Annotated in this window: 18 protein-coding genes; 13 read left to right on the top strand and 5 right to left on the bottom strand. The window is 68.5% G+C overall.

Translation table 11 applies throughout. The features are described 5' to 3' along the window. Positions 1 to 67 precede the first annotated feature (67 nt). From hemE to PSV00_RS02720, 11 genes are all read left to right on the top strand, one after another. Positions 68 to 1102 carry a uroporphyrinogen decarboxylase gene (gene hemE / locus PSV00_RS02770; protein ID WP_300444570.1) on the top strand — a complete coding sequence of 345 codons (1035 nt, stop codon included), beginning with the start codon at positions 68 to 70 and terminating at the stop codon, positions 1100 to 1102. Next, positions 1099 to 2157: a ferrochelatase gene (gene hemH, locus PSV00_RS02765; protein ID WP_300444567.1), complete on the top strand. Its 1059-nt coding sequence runs from the start codon at positions 1099 to 1101 to the stop codon at positions 2155 to 2157. Before hemE ends, hemH begins: the two co-directional genes overlap by 4 nt. Next, complete coding sequence (locus PSV00_RS02760) at positions 2154 to 2633, top strand: CopD family protein (RefSeq protein ID WP_300444564.1); 480 nt, start codon at positions 2154 to 2156, stop codon at positions 2631 to 2633. The genes hemH and PSV00_RS02760 overlap by 4 nt, the downstream gene beginning before the upstream one ends. A gap of 215 nt (positions 2634 to 2848) precedes the next feature. Beyond that, a complete protein-coding gene (rho, locus tag PSV00_RS02755; RefSeq protein WP_300444561.1) occupies positions 2849 to 4282 on the top strand; it encodes a transcription termination factor Rho in 1434 nt (477 codons plus the stop codon). A 48-nt stretch (positions 4283 to 4330) separates the two neighbouring features. Further along, the gene (locus PSV00_RS02750) at positions 4331 to 4567 is read left to right on the top strand and encodes a DUF6489 family protein (RefSeq protein WP_300444558.1); all 237 of its coding nucleotides are present in this window, start codon (positions 4331 to 4333) and stop codon (positions 4565 to 4567) included. A gap of 148 nt (positions 4568 to 4715) precedes the next feature. Continuing rightward, a complete protein-coding gene (gene mnmE, locus PSV00_RS02745) occupies positions 4716 to 6020 on the top strand; it encodes a tRNA uridine-5-carboxymethylaminomethyl(34) synthesis GTPase MnmE (RefSeq protein WP_300445158.1) in 1305 nt (434 codons plus the stop codon). 60 nt (positions 6021 to 6080) lie between these two features. Beyond that, positions 6081 to 7940, top strand: coding sequence for a tRNA uridine-5-carboxymethylaminomethyl(34) synthesis enzyme MnmG (gene mnmG, locus PSV00_RS02740; RefSeq protein WP_300444555.1), 1860 nt, complete (start codon positions 6081 to 6083; stop codon positions 7938 to 7940). Then, positions 7940 to 8572 (top strand): 16S rRNA (guanine(527)-N(7))-methyltransferase RsmG, encoded by a 633-nt coding sequence (rsmG, locus tag PSV00_RS02735; RefSeq protein WP_300444553.1) that lies wholly within the window; start codon positions 7940 to 7942, stop codon positions 8570 to 8572. Before mnmG ends, rsmG begins: the two co-directional genes overlap by 1 nt. Continuing rightward, positions 8562 to 9386: a ParA family protein gene (locus PSV00_RS02730; RefSeq protein ID WP_300444551.1), complete on the top strand. Its 825-nt coding sequence runs from the start codon at positions 8562 to 8564 to the stop codon at positions 9384 to 9386. Before rsmG ends, PSV00_RS02730 begins: the two co-directional genes overlap by 11 nt. Positions 9387 to 9414: 28 nt before the next feature. Continuing rightward, the gene (locus PSV00_RS02725) at positions 9415 to 10302 is read left to right on the top strand and encodes a ParB/RepB/Spo0J family partition protein (RefSeq protein ID WP_300444548.1); all 888 of its coding nucleotides are present in this window, start codon (positions 9415 to 9417) and stop codon (positions 10300 to 10302) included. Positions 10303 to 10326: 24 nt separating this feature from the next. Continuing rightward, positions 10327 to 10512, top strand: a complete 186-nt coding sequence (locus PSV00_RS02720; RefSeq protein WP_300444545.1) for a hypothetical protein — start codon at positions 10327 to 10329, stop codon at positions 10510 to 10512. A 5-nt stretch (positions 10513 to 10517) separates the two neighbouring features. Here the strand turns inward: PSV00_RS02720 and holA are convergent, their stop codons facing one another. The 4 genes from holA to PSV00_RS02700 form a co-directional block, all read right to left on the bottom strand. Beyond that, the gene (gene holA, locus PSV00_RS02715) at positions 10518 to 11570 is read right to left on the bottom strand and encodes a DNA polymerase III subunit delta (protein ID WP_300444542.1); all 1053 of its coding nucleotides are present in this window, start codon (positions 11568 to 11570) and stop codon (positions 10518 to 10520) included. Next, complete coding sequence (lptE, locus tag PSV00_RS02710; RefSeq protein WP_300444539.1) at positions 11567 to 12067, bottom strand: LPS assembly lipoprotein LptE; 501 nt, start codon at positions 12065 to 12067, stop codon at positions 11567 to 11569. Before lptE ends, holA begins: the two co-directional genes overlap by 4 nt. Next, complete coding sequence (gene leuS, locus PSV00_RS02705) at positions 12067 to 14631, bottom strand: leucine--tRNA ligase (protein WP_300444536.1); 2565 nt, start codon at positions 14629 to 14631, stop codon at positions 12067 to 12069. Before leuS ends, lptE begins: the two co-directional genes overlap by 1 nt. A 63-nt stretch (positions 14632 to 14694) precedes the next feature. Further along, entirely contained in the window at positions 14695 to 15138 is a 444-nt protein-coding gene (locus tag PSV00_RS02700; protein WP_300444533.1) for a DUF3576 domain-containing protein, read from the bottom strand. A 416-nt stretch (positions 15139 to 15554) separates the two neighbouring features. Here PSV00_RS02700 and PSV00_RS02695 point away from each other — a divergent pair, with 416 nt between their 5' ends. Continuing rightward, complete coding sequence (locus PSV00_RS02695) at positions 15555 to 15947, top strand: NtrZ family periplasmic regulatory protein (RefSeq protein ID WP_300444531.1); 393 nt, start codon at positions 15555 to 15557, stop codon at positions 15945 to 15947. On the opposite strand, the gene PSV00_RS02690 is transcribed toward PSV00_RS02695, so the two are convergent. Beyond that, positions 15937 to 16587 carry a thiamine phosphate synthase gene (locus PSV00_RS02690; RefSeq protein ID WP_300444529.1) on the bottom strand — a complete coding sequence of 217 codons (651 nt, stop codon included), beginning with the start codon at positions 16585 to 16587 and terminating at the stop codon, positions 15937 to 15939. The genes PSV00_RS02695 and PSV00_RS02690 overlap by 11 nt on opposite strands. On the opposite strand from PSV00_RS02690, the gene PSV00_RS02685 reads away from it, so the two are divergent. Further along, complete coding sequence (locus PSV00_RS02685; RefSeq protein ID WP_300444527.1) at positions 16586 to 17281, top strand: YggS family pyridoxal phosphate-dependent enzyme; 696 nt, start codon at positions 16586 to 16588, stop codon at positions 17279 to 17281. The genes PSV00_RS02690 and PSV00_RS02685 overlap by 2 nt on opposite strands. Positions 17282 to 17286: the final 5 nt, after the last annotated feature.

The following is a 17286-nucleotide window of genomic DNA, read 5'->3' as shown; positions in this document are numbered from 1 at the left end:
TCTTTTATAAGAAGGGTTGGAAGGGCGAGGCTTGAGCGAAACCGGCCCGGCCCGTAAAGCCCAATGCATGACGAACCCCATGCTGCTCAGAGTGCTCCAGGGCGAGACCACGGCCCGGCCGCCGGTCTGGTTCATGCGTCAGGCCGGACGCTATCTGCCGGAGTATCGCGCCTTGCGGGCGACGACGCCGGATTTCATCAGTTTCTGCCTGACACCCGAGAAGGCGGCCGAGGCAACCCTGCAACCGATGCGGCGGTTCGGCTTCGACGCGGCCATCGTTTTTGCCGACATCCTGCTGATCCCCCGGGCCCTGGGCCAGAAGGTGTGGTTCGAGACCGGGGAAGGGCCCCGGCTCGGAGCCATGCCGTCGGTTGAGTCCATGCGGGACCTGGCCGAAGGGGCCGGTGAGGCGCTGAAGGAAGTGGGTCAGACCCTGTCCCTGGTGCGGGCCGCCCTCGATCCGGACAAGGCGCTGATCGGCTTTGCCGGGGCTCCGTGGACCGTGGCCACCTATATGCTGGACGGCGAGGCCCGCAGTATCGGCAAGGGCGAGCGGGCCACGGCCCGGACCTATGCCTATGCCGATCCCGAGGGGGTCGACGCCCTGCTGGCGGTTCTGGTCGAGGCCACGGCCCATTATCTGAAGATGCAGGCCGACGCCGGAGCCCAGGTGCTGAAGATCTTCGAGAGCTGGGCCGAGGGCCTGCCGGAAGATCTGTTCGAACGGCTGGTGCTGGGACCGCACAAGGCCCTGGTGCGGCGGGTGCGCCAACTGGGGGTGACGGTGCCGATGATCGGCTTCCCGCGCGGCTCGGCGGCCCTGGCGGAACACTATGCCCGGGAGACGGATTTTCAGGCGGTGGCTCTGGATACGGCCTGTCCGCTGGAGATCGGTCGTCGGGTTCAGGCCATCCGGCCGATCCAGGGGGCTCTGGATCCCCTGTTGCTGCGCATCGGCGGCGACGGGCTGGACCGGCGGGTGGATCAGCTGCTGGAGGCCTGGGGATCCGGGCCGTGGATTTTCAACCTCGGCCACGGCATCCTGCCCGATGTGCCGATCGCCCATGTCGAACAGGTTCTGAAGCGGATCGGTGCCCAATGACCGGATCCGGCGGACGACGCATCGCGGTCGTGGTGTTCAACCTGGGCGGGCCGGACAGTGCCATGACGGTGCGGCCCTTCCTGTTCAACCTGTTCAACGACAAGGCCATCATTGGCCTGCCCAATCCGTTCCGGGCCCTGCTGGCCTGGCTGATCTCGTCGCGGCGGGAAAAGCCGGCCCGGGCCAACTATGCGCTGATGGGCACCGAGTGGAACGGGGGGTCGCCCCTGCTGCCCCAGACCCAGGCCCAGACTGCGGCGCTGGAAGCGATGCTGGCCGAACGGCTGCCCGGCGATACGGTGCGGATCTTTACAGCCATGCGTTACTGGCATCCGATGACAGCCGAGACCGCAACCCGGGTCACGGCCTGGAAGCCGGATGAATTGGTGCTGTTGCCGCTGTATCCGCAGTTCTCGACCACGACGACCGAGTCATCGCTGAAGGCCTGGAACGACACCTACAAGGGGTCCGGGGTGGCCCGGACCGTCTGCTGTTATCCGCAGGCTCCGGGCTGGATCGAGACCCAGGCCGCCGCCGTGCGGGCCCGGCTGGACGAGGCCGGTGACCGGCCGATGCGGGTGCTGTTTTCGGCCCACGGCATTCCCGAGAGTCTGGTGACCAGGAAGGGCGACCCCTACCAGGAACAGATCGAGGCCGGTTGTGCCGCCGTGGCCGCCCGGGCCGGGCTGACCGACTGGGCTGTCTGTTACCAGAGCCGCGTCGGGCCGATGACCTGGCTGGGGCCGTCAACGCCGGACGCCATCTGCAAGGCAGCCGTGGACGGGGTCGGGGTGGTGATCGCCCCGATCGCCTTCGTCTCCGAACATATCGAGACCCTGGTCGAGCTGGACATCGAATACGCCGAACTGGCCGAACAGGTCGGGACCCATCCCTATCTGCGCGTGCCGACGCCCGGGGTTGCGGTTCCGTTCATCGACACCCTGGCCACGGCCACGCTGGAGGCCCTCGGCCGGACCGGTACCGCCCCGTTCGGCCCGGGCTGCCAGGGGAGCTGGAAGGCCTGTCCCTGTCAGGCCGGGCAGCCGGCCGGATGAGTTTCGACGCCTTCAACATCGTGCGCGGTCTGCATATCCTGGCGGTGATCGCCTGGATGGCGGGGATGCTGTTCCTGCCGCGCCTGTATGCCTATGACGCTGAACAGGCGGACAAGGCCGAGCCGCTGCGTTCGGAGATGCAGGCCCTGCTGCGGGAATGGCAACGCCGGCTGCTGAAGATCATCGTCAATCCGGCGATGGTCGCCGCCTGGGTGTTCGGGATCTGGATGATCGCCATCCATGTCTATGGGTTCGGCGAGGGCTGGGCCTTTCTGGCCCGACCGTGGATGGCGACCAAGCTGCTGGCCGTCGTTGCCCTGAGTGGCTGGCACGGCTTTCTGGCCGGGGAGTTCCGCCGTATCGGGGCCGGGACCTCGGTGCGGACCGGTCGCTTCTGGCGCATGTCCAACGAGATCCCCTTCCTGATCGCCGTGGTCGCCGTGCTGTCAGTGACGACGGAGTGGACCTTCGGCTGAGTCGTCCCGCTTGACCTGACCGGGCCGGCGTGGTTTCGCTGGCGGCGAGCCGTTCCATATCTGTCCGGGTCGGCCCCTCTCTTCTGCGACGCCCGTGGCCCCGTGCCCGGGACGACCCGTCGCCTCTCCTTCCGGCCGCAAGGCCAGACATCGCCAAGCCCGCCCCGACCCCGCCTCTCGCGGGACCTCGCGGTCGCGCGCAGACCTGTAAGACCATGACCGACCAGACCGACACGCCCGAGACCGAAATCGCCGTCGAGACCCCGGAGGCGGAAGCCCCCGATGTCGATAACCATGGCAAGCGCGAGGTCGCGGCCACGGACCTGCCGATGGTCGACCAGGAGTCGGACGACGAGGACGATGATGGCGAGTCGATCGTGCCCAACGGCCGCATTACCCTGCAGGAGCTGAACGACAAGACGCCGGCCGATCTGGTCGCCTTCGCCGAACAGCTGGAGATCGAAAACGCCTCCAACCTGCGCAAACAGGACCTGCTGTTCGCCATCCTCAAGACCCTGGCCGACGAGGAGGTGGAGATCATCGCCTCGGGCGTGCTGGAAATCCTGCCCGACGGCTTCGGCTTCCTGCGCAGTCCCGGTGCCAACTATCTTCCGGGTCCGGATGATATCTATGTGTCGCCGTCGCAGATCCGCCGCTTCGGCCTGCGCTCGGGCGACACCGTCCACGGGGCCGTGCGTGGCCCGCGCGAGGGCGAGCGCTATTTCGCCCTGCTCAAGGTCGACACCATCAATTTCGAGGATCCGGAAACGGTCCGTACCAAGGTTCTGTTCGACAACCTGACGCCGCTCTATCCCGACGAGCGTTTCACGATGGAGATCCAGGACCCGACGCTGAAGGATCGTTCGGGCCGGGTCATCGACATCGTCGCCCCGCTCGGCAAGGGCCAGCGCTGCCTGATCGTCGCCCCGCCGCGGGTCGGCAAGACGGTGATGCTGCAGAACATCGCCAAATCAATCGAGAAGAACCATCCGGAAGTCTTCCTGATCGTGCTGCTGATCGACGAGCGGCCCGAGGAAGTCACCGACATGCAGCGCACGGTGAAGGGCGAGGTCATCGCCTCGACCTTCGACGAACCGGCGACCCGCCACGTGGCCGTGGCCGAGATGGTCATCGAAAAGGCCAAACGCCTGGTCGAGCACAAGCGCGACGTCGTCATCCTGCTGGATTCGATCACCCGTCTGGGCCGCGCCTATAATGCGACCGTGCCGTCGTCTGGCAAGGTCCTGACCGGCGGTGTCGACGCCAACGCCCTGCAGCGGCCGAAGCGGTTCTTCGGTGCGGCGCGCAACGTCGAACAGGGCGGCAGCCTGACCATCATCGCCACGGCCCTGATCGATACCGGCAGTCGGATGGATGAGGTCATCTTTGAAGAGTTCAAGGGCACCGGCAACTCGGAGATCGTGCTGGACCGCAAGGTCGCCGACAAGCGCATCTTCCCGGCCATCGACGTGCTGAAGTCCGGCACCCGCAAGGAAGAGTTGATCACGCCGAAGGATCAGCTGGCCAAGACCTATGTGCTGCGCCGGATCCTGAACCCGATGGGGCCGCAGGACGCGATCGAATTCCTGCTCGACAAGATGCGCCAGTCCAAGAACAACAGCGACTTCTTCCAGTCGATGAACACCTGATCCGTCCCCGGACGGCTCTGTGTTTCACGTGAAACGGAGACAGCGGCGATGAAGGTCAATATCGAGATCGAATGCGAGCCGGCCGAGGCGCGGGCCTTTCTGGGCCTGCCCAATGTCGAGCCGCTGAATGATCATCTGGTCAGCGAGATGAAGCGGCGCATGGACGAGAATATGTCGGCCATGAAGCCCGAAGAGCTGATGAAGAACTGGACCAGTTTCGGCATGCAGGCCCAGGACCAGTTCCGTAAATTGATGGAAACCGCCGCCGCCAACGCGAAGACATGATTGTCCCCTCCCTGTCGCCAGGCGACGGGGAGGTGGCGCGGCGCGTCAGCGGCGTGACGGAGGGGCCGACTGGCGGAGACGGGTCCAACCCCTCCAACGCTTCGCGGTCCCCTTCCCGTCACTCCGCGACAGGGAGGAGACGTTCTTGATCAGCGACACCATCTTCGCCCTGGCCACACCGCCGGGGCGTGGGGCTATCGCCATCCTGCGCCTGTCCGGTCCGGGGGTGGACGCCGCCCTGACCGCCCTGGGCGCTGGAGGGCTGAAGGCGCGGATGGCCAGCCTGCGCGCCCTCACGCATGACAATCAGACCCTGGACCAGGCCCTGGTGCTGCGCTTTCCGGGCCCGGCCAGCTATACGGGTGAAGACTGCGCCGAACTGCATCTGCATGGGGGCCGGGCTGTGGTCGAGGCCGTGGCCGGGGCCCTGACGGTGCTGGGCCTTCGACCGGCCGAACCGGGTGAATTCACCCGCCGGGCCTTTGAACATGGGCGGATGGATCTCGCCCAGGCCGAGGCGGTGGCCGATCTGATCGACGCCGAGACGGCCAGCCAGCGGGCCCAGGCCCTGGGCCAGCTGGAGGGGGCGCTGTCGCGGACCTATGCCCGGTTCCGCGCCGACCTGCTCAAGGCCCTGGCCCTGGTCGAGGCCGAGATCGATTTTCCCGATGAGGATGTCCCGGACCATCTGGCGCGGCTGGCCGGTCCGGTTCTGGACGGTCTGATTGCCGATCTGCGCCAGGCCCTGGCCGATGCGGCGCGCGGTGAGCGCGTGCGATCCGGCTATCGCATCGTGCTGGTCGGCGAGACCAATGCCGGCAAGAGCTCGCTGTTCAACGCCCTGGTGGCGCGCGAGGCGGCCATCGTCACCCCGGTGGCCGGGACCACGCGCGATGTTCTGGACGCGGAGCTGATCATCGGCGGCTATGCGGTAACCCTGTCGGATACGGCGGGCCTGCGGCTGAGCGAGGATGTGGTCGAGGTCGAGGGGGTGCGCCGGGCCCGGGCCCGGGCCGGGGCGGCCGAGTTACGCCTGTGGGTCCGCGCGCCAGGTGATGGCCCCGGCGAGGCCGCGACCCTGATCCAGCCCGGCGATCTGACCGTCCTGACCAAGGCCGACCTCGGTCCGGTCGCGGAGGAGGGGGCGGATACGGTGGTGGTCAGCACCGTCACCGGCGCGGGTCTGGCCGATCTGCACGCGCGGATCGCGTCGCGACTGATGGCGGATCTGGCCGGCACCGACTTTCCTGCGGTGACCCGCGAACGCCACCGCCGGCGGCTGGTCGAGGCCCTGGCGGCGGTCGAGGCCGGACGGGCGGCGCTGGATCACGGCCCGGAAATGGCCGGCGACGACCTGCGTCGGGCGGCGACCGCCCTCGGCCGGGTGACCGGCGCTATCGGCGTTGAAGATATCCTCGGCGAGGTCTTCTCGACCTTTTGCATCGGCAAATAGGTTTCACGTGAAACAGCGTCCCGGTGGCCTTCGGCCGCCTTTTCCCCTATGTCCCGCCCCATGAAGCTGAAGTTCGACGTCATTGTCATCGGCGGCGGTCACGCCGGCTGCGAGGCCGCGGCGGTCTCCGCACGCGCCGGGGCCGACACATTGCTGCTGACCCAGAAGCTGGAGACGATCGGCGAGATGTCGTGCAACCCGGCCATCGGCGGTCTGGGCAAGGGCCATCTGGTCCGGGAGATCGACGCCATGGACGGGATCATGGGGCGTCTCGGTGACGTCTCCGGTATCCAGTTCCGCCTGCTGAACCGGTCGCGCGGAGCTGCGGTCCAGGGGCCGCGCAGCCAGATCGATCGTCGCCTGTACCGCGAGGCCATGCAGGCTGAACTGGCCCAGACGCCGAACCTGAGCCTGCGCGCCGGGACCGCCGAGCGGCTGATCCTCGACGGGCAGCGCGTCATCGGCGTGGTCACCGGCGACGGCGACGAGATCCGCGCCGCCGCCGTGGTCCTGACCACGGGCACCTTCCTGAACGGCGTCATCCATCGCGGCGACGAACGGATCCCGGCCGGACGCGACGGCGAGGCCCCGTCGACCGGGCTGGCCGCCGACCTCTACGGGGCCGGGCTGCAGATGGGGCGGTTGAAGACCGGGACCCCGGCGCGGCTGGATGGGCGCACCATCGCCTGGGACCGGCTGGAGATGCAGGCCGCCGACGAGACCCCGGTGCCCTTCTCCTTCCTGACTGACCGGATCACCGTGCCCCAGATCGCCTGCGGCATCACCCACACCACGGAAGAGACCCACCGGATCATCGCCGACAACCTGGGCGAAAGCGCCGTCTATGGCGGCCATCTGACGGGCCGTGGCCCGCGCTACTGTCCGTCGATCGAGGACAAGGTGGTGCGGTTCGCCGACAAGACCAGCCACCAGGTCTTCCTCGAGCCCGAGGGTCTCGACGATCCGACCGTCTATCCGAACGGCATCTCGACCTCGGTGTCGCCGGTGACCCAGTCGGCCTTCCTGCGCACCATGCCGGGCCTGGAAGACGTGGCCGTGTTCCGCTTCGGCTATGCGATCGAGTATGACTATGTCGACCCGCGCGAGCTGACTCCCGCCCTTGAGGTCAAGCGCCGTCCCGGCCTGTATCTGGCCGGCCAGATCAATGGCACCACGGGCTATGAGGAGGCGGGCGCTCAAGGATTGATTGCCGGGCTCAACGCCGCCCGGGCCGCGGCCGGGTCTGACCCGATCGTGCTGGGGCGGGACCAGGCCTATATCGGGGTGATGATCGACGACCTGGTCACGCGCGGTGTGACCGAGCCCTACCGGATGTTTACCAGCCGGGCCGAGTATCGATTGACTCTACGCGCCGACAATGCCGATCAACGATTGAGTCCGGTCGGAATCGCCGCCGGAATCGTCGGCCCGGCGCGCGCGCGGCAGTTCACCGCCAAGGCAGCCCAACTGGCCGAGGCCGCGAGTCTGGTGCGCGAGACCCGCTTCACCCCGCAGCAGGCCCAGGCCCTCGGCCTGAGCGTCAATGCCGATGGCCAGCGCCGCAGTATGCGCGATTTGCTGGCCTATCCCGGGGTCGACCTGACGGCGTTCGAGTCCGCCTACCCGGTCATCACCGGCTGGAGCCCGGCGGTGCGCGAACAGGTCGAGATCGATGCGGGCTATGCCAGCTATCTGGACCGGCAGGCGGCCGACGCCGTGGCCCTGCGCCGCGAGGAGGACCTGCAGGTCCCGTCCGATCTGGACTATGCCGCCATCGGCGGGCTGTCGCATGAGATCCGTGAGAAACTGACCCTGGTCCGTCCGCTGACGCTCGGCCAGGCCGGCCGGATCGAGGGCATGACGCCCGGGGCCCTGACCGCGCTGTTGTCGTATGTGAAGAAGGCCCGGGTCGCCGCCTGATGGACAGTCAACTCGCCGAGGCCGCGGCCGCCTTTCAGGCCCGCACCGGGGCCACGCCGGATCAGATGGCCGATCTCGAGGCTTTCCGCGAGGAGCTGGTCGCGGCCAATGCGGTGATGAATCTGGTCGGGCCCGACAGCCTGCCGGACTTCTGGAACCGCCATGTCTATGACTCGGCCCAGTTGCTTGATCACGAACCCGAGGCCCTGACCTGGGCCGATCTCGGGGCCGGGGCCGGGTTTCCGGGCCTCGTCCTGGCCATACTTCTGAAGGGCCGTCCCGGGGCCCATGTCTGGCTGATCGACAGTCTGGGCAAACGCTGCCGCTTTCTGGAGATCGTCGTGGCCAATCTCGACCTGCCGGCCACGGTGATCAACGGCCGCGCCGAGACCCAGAGCCTGTCGGTCGATGTCGTCACGGCCCGGGCCCTGGCCCCGCTGGAAACCCTGCTGGGTTATGCACAACCCTACATCAAGCGGGGGGCGAAAGGCCTGTTCCTCAAGGGCGAGAAGGCGGAAGTTGAACTGGCCGCCGCCCGCCAGACTTGGCGGGTTGATGCCGCCCTGTCCGTGTCGCGCAGTGATCCGCGTGGCCGCCTCGTTGAAGTCCGGAGTCTTCGCCGTGTCCCCTGACCGTTCCAGCCCGCGCCAGACCCGGGTGCTCGCGGTGTCCAACCAGAAGGGCGGCGTCGGCAAGACCACGACCGCCATCAACCTCGGCACGGCCCTGGCGGCGATCGGTGAAAAGGTCCTGATCGTTGACATGGACCCCCAGGGCAATGCCTCGACCGGACTGGGTGTTCCACGTGAAACACGACGGATCACCATCTATGACGTGATCGTTGACGGCCGGTCGGTCGATGACTCGGCGGTCGAGACCTCGGTGCCCGGCCTGCATATCATCCCGGCCGACAGCGACATGTCGGGCGTCGAGATCGAACTGTCCCAGGCGGACCGTCGTTCGTACCGGCTGCGGGACGCCCTGCAGGGTCAGGGTCGCGACGGACATACCCGGTATGACTATGTACTGATCGACTGCCCGCCGTCGCTGAACCTGCTGACGCTGAACGCGATGGCCGCCGCCGATGCGGTGCTGGTGCCGCTGCAGTGTGAGTTCTTCGCCCTCGAGGGCCTGACCCAGTTGATGAAGACCATCGAAATGGTGCGGCAGAGCCTGAACCCGTCGCTGGAGATCCAGGGACTGGTCCTGACCATGTACGATCGCCGCAGCACCCTGTCGGGACAGGTCGCCGCCGATGTGCGCTCGCATTTCGGCGACAAGGTTTATGACGCGGTGATCCCGCGCAACGTCCGCGTGGCCGAGGCCCCGTCGTTCGGCAAGCCGGCCCTGATCTACGATCTGAAATGCGCCGGCAGCCAGGCCTATCTGAAACTGGCCCGTGAAGTCGTGGCGCGCGAGCGCCAGCGCCGGCTTCAGCCCGCCTGAACCCATGCAAGAGAACGGAATCGATAGAGTGTCAGAACGTCAACGAGGCCTGGGGCGGGGACTGTCGGCCCTGCTGGGCGAACAGATCGGCGAGAGCGTCTCCGTCAGCGGCGGCCCGACGCCGGGCGGGGTGCTGATGGCCCCGGTCGAGAGTCTGAAGCCCAATCCGGACCAGCCGCGCAAACAGTTCGACGCGGCCGAGCTGGACGAGCTGGCCGCCTCGATCCGCGACAAGGGCGTATTGCTGCCCATTCTCGTGCGGGCCCAGCCCGGCGAGGACGGGATGTGGCAGATCATCGCCGGTGAGCGGCGCTGGCGTGCGGCCCAGCTGGCGCGGTTGACCGAGGTGCCGATCATCGACCGGCCGATGGACGATCTCGAGGTGCTGGAAGTCGCCATCATCGAGAATGTGCAGCGTTCCGACCTGAATCCGCTGGAAGAGGCCAATGCCTATGCCCTGCTGATGGAGCGGTTCGGCCGCACCCAGGACGCGGTGGCGGGCATCGTCGGCAAGAGCCGCAGTCACGTGGCCAATACGCTGCGCCTGCTGCAACTCCCCGAGGGGGTTCTTGAGCATGTGTCCGCGGGTCGGCTGTCGGCCGGTCATGCCCGGGCCCTGATCACCGCCCCGGATGCGGCGGCCCTGGCCGAACAGGTTCTGGCCCAGGGCCTGAACGTCCGCCAGGCCGAGGCCCTGGCCCGTCAGGCGGCGGCGGGCCCCAAACCGGCCCGGGTCGGTGGCGAGCGCGACACCAGCGGCGGCAATGCCGATGTGGCGTCGCTGGAGCAGGATCTGGCCGACGCCCTCGGCCTGAAGGTCCAGCTGGTCGACCGGCGCGGCAAGGGCGAGCTGACCATCCGCTATGCCAGCCTGGAACAGCTCGACGATCTGTGCCGACGGCTGATGCGGTCCTGAGCCGGGACGTGCTATAATGGCGTCATGACTGACAAGATCCCGACCCCCGAATCCGCCGCTGATGCCCTGAAGCGCGTCCTCGCCGCCAAGCGCGGAGCCGCGCCGGCCCATGCCGGTCTCGACGGCGGCAAGACCGGCGAGCGGGCGGTGGCGGCCAAGAGCGCCGCCCTCGCCAAGCCGGCCTTCCGCAAGGCCTCCAAGCGGGGCTAGATTCGTTAAAGGCCCAGCCGCCGCGCCCGGGCTGCGATTTCCAGCAGCAGACGTTCGGCCAGCAGGGCGTCGGGTGAGCCCGTGGTCTTGGTGGCGACGTCCGCCGTATTGATGCTGTCCAGCACCCGGTCGAGGTCCTCCAGACGCCAGTTGCGCGCCTGACGCAGCATTTCGCCCTCCTGTTTCCAGAAGACGCCGGCGGCCTTGGCCGCCTCCTTGGCATTGGCCCCGTTGGCCTGCAGCACATTGATGCGGCGCAGCTTGCCCAGATGGATCGAGGCCTGACGTACCGCCATGACCGGGCTTTCGCCCTCGGCCAGGGCCCGGCGCAGGCCGGACTGGGCCGGGGCGGGGCGGCCGCCGAAGGCCTGGAGGGCGGCGTCCTGGAGCGAGGCGTCCGGCTCGACCCCGAGATGGGCCTCCAGTTCCTCGACATCGATGGTCCGGCCCGAGCCGGGACCGATATAGAGGGCCAGACGCTCGATCTCCTGGCGCATCAGCCCACGTTCGCGCGGCAGGCGGCCGACGAACCGGTCCAGGGCATCGGAGGTCAGGCCGACCTTGTCCGCGGCGAGGGCCTCGCGCGTCATTCGGGCCACATCACCGGTCTCGTCCTCGTAGCAGACGATGGCAGCGGCCCCCTTGGCCGCTTCGGCGGCCTTGCGCAGGGCCGAGTCCCGGCCCAGCACGCCGGCCTCGATGACCAGGACGGCATCGGGGTTATAGCCGCCGTCGGCATGAACCTTGACCGCGGCGGCCAGCATCTTGTCGATCGCCGCCTTTTCTGCGGACAGCCGTACCCTGACCAGTCGGCGGCCACCGGTCATCGACAGGGCGGTCAGGGCCTCGTCCAGCCGGGCTTCGTCGCCGTCGATATCGCTGTCGGTCAGCAGGGTGACGTTGAAAGGGTCGTTCAGGTCCGGCGTGATGGCGCGGCACAGGACAGCGGCGCGTTCGCCGACCCCGGAGCGGTCCTTGCCGTGGATCAGGATCGCCCGGATCGCCGGATCGGGTCGGGCCAGAAAGCGATCGATCTCGGGGCGTTTGGACAGGATCACGGTTGCGGCGGCGTCCCCGACAGCGCGCGCAGCAGGTTGAGGCGGATGCGACGGGCGAGGACGGCCGCGGCCCGGTCCTCGCCGTCCTGCTGGGCCGCAATGGCGGCATAGGGCTGGTCCGCAGCGGCATAGGTGGTGGTGACCACCTCGACCCCGCCGACCGGGGTGCCGCCGGTTACCGGTGTCAGGGTCCAGGCCCCGCGGACGGTCAGTTCATAGCGGGTGGCCGTATCGTCGATGCGGCGACCGAGCGGCTGACGCGACTGTTCGACCACGGTCTCGAGCCGCCACAGGGGCGGGCGGGCGGTATCGTGGCCGAGGGCGTCGTCCAGTTGTTCGCGCAGCCGGTAGCCCAGTCGGGTGTCCGGGGTCGAGACGGCGATGCGCGACAGGCCGGACCCGACCCCCGCATCCCCGTACAGCGGGGTGAAGCCGCAGCCGGACAGGCCCAGCGCCAGCAGCGAGCCCAGGGCCAGCAGGGCAGACGGGGTCCGCATCAGCCGACGACCAGATTGACGATGCGATCCTTGACCACGATCACCTTCCGAACCGAGACAGTGTTGCTCGACAGATAGGCCTGAATGGCCGGATTGGCGAGGGCGGCGGCCTCGACGTCAGCGTCGGCGGCCCCGCGCGGCATGGTGATCTCGCTGCGGCGTTTGCCGCTGATCTGGATCGGCAGGACCACTTCGTCATCGGCGGCCAGGGCCGGGTCCCACAGGGGCCAGGGCGCGTCGAGCACCAGGCCGGCCTCGCCCAGCCGGGCCCAGCATTCCTCGGCCAGGTGGGGGGTGAAGGGGGCGACCAGCCGGGCCAGGGCCGACAGGGCCTCGCGCCGGGCCGCACCACCGGCCTTGTCGTGGGTCCGCACCGTGGCGACGAAGGCATAGAGTTTGGCGATGGCCGAGTTGAAGCGGAAGCCCTCGACCCCTTCGGTGACGGCGCGGATGGCCTTGTGGGTCTCGCGGCGCAGGGCGGTATCGGCCGCGGCGTCGCCGGGACGGTCGGGATTGAAGCCGTCAAACTCGGCCCAGACCCGCTGGACGAAGCGGGATGCACCCTCGACCCCGCCCGTGGTCCATTGCACATCGCGCTCGGGCGGGCTGTCGGACAGGACGAACAATCGCCCGGCGTCGACGCCGTACGACTCGACGATCTGCTGCGGGGCGACGACGTTCTTTTTCGATTTCGACATCTTCTCGATGTCGCCGATGGTCAGGACCTCACCGGTCGAGATCTGACGGGCCGAGCGGTTGCCGCCGTCATTGACCAGGTCGACGTCGGTGGGCTCGACCCACTGGCCGTCGGCGCGCCGGTAGGTCTCGTGGACCACCATCCCCTGGGTGAACAGGCCGGCGAAGGGTTCGCGGACGTTCATCAGGCCGGCGTCGCTGAGGGCGCGGCTGATGAAACGGGCATACAGCAGGTGCAGGACCGCGTGCTCGACCCCGCCGATATATTGATCGACCGGCAGCCAATGGTCGGCGGCGGCGCGGCTGATCGGCTCGGCCGCGGCCGGATCGGTGAAGCGGGCGAAATACCAGCTGGAGTCGACGAAGGTATCGAGGGTGTCGGTCTCGCGCGTCGCCGCCACGCCGCAGGCCGGGCAGGCCACATGTTTCCACGTCGGATGCCGGGCCAGCGGATTGCCGGGCACGTCGAAGGTCACGTCATGCGGCAGGACCACCGGCAACTGGTCGGCCGGGACCGGCACCACGCCGCAGGCCGGGCAGTGGATGATCGGGATCGGGCAGCCCCAGTAGCGCTGGCGCGAGACGCCCCAGTCGCGCAGGCGGTAGATGGTCGCGCCCTCGCCCTGGCCGGCGATCTCGATCCGGCCGATCGCCTCGACCTTGCCCGCCTCGATCGACAGGCCGTCCAGAAATTTCGAGTTGAACAGGGTGCCGGGACCGACATAGGCCTCATTGGCGACGGCGAAGTCGTCACCGGCTCCCTCGGGCCGGACCACCGGCAGGACCGGCAGGTCGTATTTGCGCGCGAAATCCAGATCGCGCTGGTCATGGGCCGGGCAGCCGAAGATGGCCCCGGTGCCGTATTCCGACAGGATGAAATTGGCGATCCAGACGCTGATCTCGCGCCCGTCGAACGGATGGACCACCTTCAGGCCGGTGTTCCACCCGATCTTTTCCGCCTGTTCGATGTCCGCGGTGGACGTGCCGCCCGCGCGGCATTCCGCGACGAAGGCGGCGACCTGCGGATCCGCTTCGGCCATGGCCCTGGCGATCGGATGGTCGGGGGCGATCCCCATGAAGGACGCCCCGAACAGGGTGTCGGGCCGGGTGGTGTAGATTTCCAGCCCGTCCGGGGCCGCGGCCGGGGCCGCGCCGGCCCAGGCGAAGGTCATCTGCAGACCCTTGGAGCGGCCGATCCAGTTCTCCTGCATCAGCCGGACCTTGTCGGGCCAGCGGCCTTCCAGCGTGCCCAGGCCGTCGATCAGGTCGTCCGCATACTGAGTAATGCGCAGGAACCACTGGTTCAGCTTGCGCTTTTCGACCACGGCCCCGGACCGCCAGCCTTTGCCGTCGATGACCTGTTCATTGGCGAGGACGGTGTTGTCGACCGGATCCCAGTTGACCACCCCGTCCTTGCGATAGACGAGGCCGCGTTTGTACAGTTCGAGGAACCAGGCCTGCTGCTGGCCGTAATAGGCCGGATCGCAGGTGGCGAATTCGCGCGACCAGTCCAGCGACAGGCCCAGCAGTTTCAGCTGCTCGCGCATCGTCGCGATATTGGCCCAGGTCCAGTCACCCGGATGGACGCCCCGTTCCATGGCCGCATTCTCGGCCGGCATACCGAAGGCGTCCCAGCCCATCGGATGCAGGACGTCGAAGCCCTGGGCCCGCTTGGACCGGGCCACGACATCGCCCATCACATAGTTGCGCGCATGACCCATGTGGATGTTGCCCGACGGATAGGGAAACATCTCCAGCACATAGTATTTGGGCCGGCCGGTGCCGGCTGTCGGCATGGAAAAGGCGTCAGCCGCCTGCCAGCGCGCCTGCTGGCGGGGTTCGGTGATCTTGGGCTCGTAGCGGGCCACGGATTATCCTGAAGAGGGCTCCCCAGGGAGGTGGCCTGAGAGAGGCTTTGGAAAAAGCGGGCCTCAGCCCGCGTTGGACAGGTTCAGCTGGCGCGCCTTGGTGAGGATGGCGTTCTCCAGATCGGTCTCGGTCTGGGGGGCCACCGGGGCAGCGGTCCACTGGCCGGCCTCGTTGCGGACTTCCTTGGTCACGGTGACGTTCAGGGCGTCGGCACGCAGGCGGGTGTCGAGGATGAAGACCGTGGCCTTGAAGCGCTCGTTCGGCGACTGGGGATCGGTGTACCAGTCATAATTGACCACACCGCCCCAGGGATCGGCCGTCAGCAGCGGCATGAAGCTGAGGGTGTCGAGGGTGGCGCGCCACAGATAGGCGTTGACGCCGATTCCGCTCTGGGCGTCGGCCGAGACCGTTTTGGGGCCCATGCCGGGCAGGTGCACGCCGCCACAGCCCGAGAGCATCAGGCCGGAAGCGATCAGGGCGACCGCAGCGCCGCGAACCAGGACCATAGGGAATCTCCGTTCAGAAGTGGACGTCAACGCATCACCGAAAGGTTCAGGATGCGCGCCGACGGCTCCGCGCTTGAGGTCAGGCGCCGCAGCGTCGTTGTATAACACGGTGAAAAGGGGCGATGACAAGGCGAAGTCGACGGCGAGGGCGCGGGAAAATCCCGACGGGGCCCCCGTCCGGGCCCCGTCGGGCCCGCCCGGATAGCCACATCGCCCGCCACGCGAGTCGTTCCGGGCCAATTCCCGTGACGCTTGAGCCACAGGAGTCGACAAGAGTCTGGCATCCGGGCGATTGAGTCCCCACCTTCCGTTGACCCCAAAGACCACGGGTGTCTTATTCAACGGGTGTTCCGGTCTTGTGGCCGGGACCGCAAAACGACCGCACCGGGTCAACGGCGCGGAAACAGGGTCGGATTATGCAACGGAACGTGGTCATTGCTGCAGTCATCGGAGGCCTGGCGGTTCTCGCCGTGGCTGACGACGCCTCAGCCCAGACCGCCCGGAGCCGCGCGCCCGTCGTGACCCTGTCCGAGGCCGGGGCCGCGCGCACCGCCACCACCCCGCCGCGCCGGGGCCTGCAGTTCAACGAAAGCGGCCGCTGGGGTCTGAATTTCAACCTCAGCCAGCCCGTCGGCCGTGACGCCGACTGGGGCGACGTCGAGGCCGGTGCCTATTACCGCATCAATCCGCGCCTGCGTGTCGGTGCCGCCGCAGGCCTTGCCGCGCCGGACGCCGATCCGGCCCGCGCCCCCGAGACCGACCGTCGCGCCGCACCGCGCTTCCGGCTGGAATCCATCTTCAAATTCTGATCCCGCGGCCAAAGGCCGTCTGGATCGACGCGACTCCGGCCAGGCCACAGGCCCCGGAGCCCGCCAGTGTGTCCGCATTGGCGGCGCTGATCCCGCCCAGGGCATAGACGGGCACCGGGGCGGCCCGCACGGCGGCGGCGAAGGCCGCGACCCCCAGGGCCGAACGGTGGGCCGAGGCCCCGCCCGCGGCGAACACCGGTGACAGGACGGCGGCGGACAGGGACCGGGCTGTGGCCAGGGTGGCGACCGAATGGACCGCGCCGGTGACCTGCCAGCGGGGATGGCGGCGGCGCAACTCGCCGGCCTGATCCAGCGCCCGCTCCGGCAAATGCACGCCGTCCGCCCCGACCGCCTCGGCCAGGTCAGCATCCAGGCCGATCAGCAGCCGCACGCCCCGCTCCGCTGTCAGGCCACGCAGCCGCTCGGCCACGGACCGGGCGTCGGGGGAGCCAAAGCTGCGATAGACCACCGCCGCGCCGGGCGGCAGGCCCGCCGCCGTCAGCCACGGCTCGGGGGTCCGCGCCGGATCGGTGAAGAACAACAGGGCCGGCCGGCCCGGGTCGCGGCTGACTTCGGCGACGGCGCGGGCTAGACCGGTGGCGGCCCCCCACAGGGTTTCAGCGTCCGCGGACAGGATCATGACCCCTTCTTTGCCTGCTTCTTCCGCCCCGTCCATCACCGCACGCCTCGAGGGGGTACGGAGCCGGATCGCCGACGCCTGCCGCGTGGCCGGCCGGGACCCGGCCTCGGTGACCCTGACGGCGGTGTCCAAGACCCAGCCGCCGGCCGCCATCGACGCCATCCTGGCGGCGGGCCAGCAGGTGTTCGGCGAAAACCGGGTGCAGGAGGCCCAGGGACGCTGGACCGCGCGGCGGCCCGGCCTGCCCGGGCTGGAGTTGCGGCTGATCGGACCGTTGCAGACCAACAAGGCGGCCGAGGCCCTGGCCCTGTTCGATGTGATCGAGACCCTCGACCGGGAAAAGCTGGCCCGGGCCCTGGCGACGGCAGCCGAAGCCAGCGGAATGACGCCGCGGGTGCTGGTCCAGGTCAATACCGGGGCCGAGCCGCAGAAGGCCGGGGTTCCGGTCGACGGGGTCGAGGGCCTGATCGCCCGGGCGCGCGATCTGGGCCTGATCGTCGAGGGGTTGATGTGTATCCCGCCGGTCGAGGCCGACCCCGGCCCGCATTTCGACCTGCTGGCCGAACTGGCCCGGCGCAACGGTCTGGCGGTGCTGTCGATGGGGATGAGCGGCGATTTCGAGGCGGCCGTCGCCCGCGGCGCGACCCATGTGCGGGTCGGATCGGCGCTGTTCGGGGAACGAATTGGCCTCTGAGGGGG

This window comes from Brevundimonas sp., from assembly GCF_029945885.1.
Lineage (GTDB): Bacteria > Pseudomonadota > Alphaproteobacteria > Caulobacterales > Caulobacteraceae > Brevundimonas.
The sequence above is the reverse complement of the archived record's forward strand: the minus strand, read 5'-3'. Positions and strand labels throughout refer to the sequence as shown.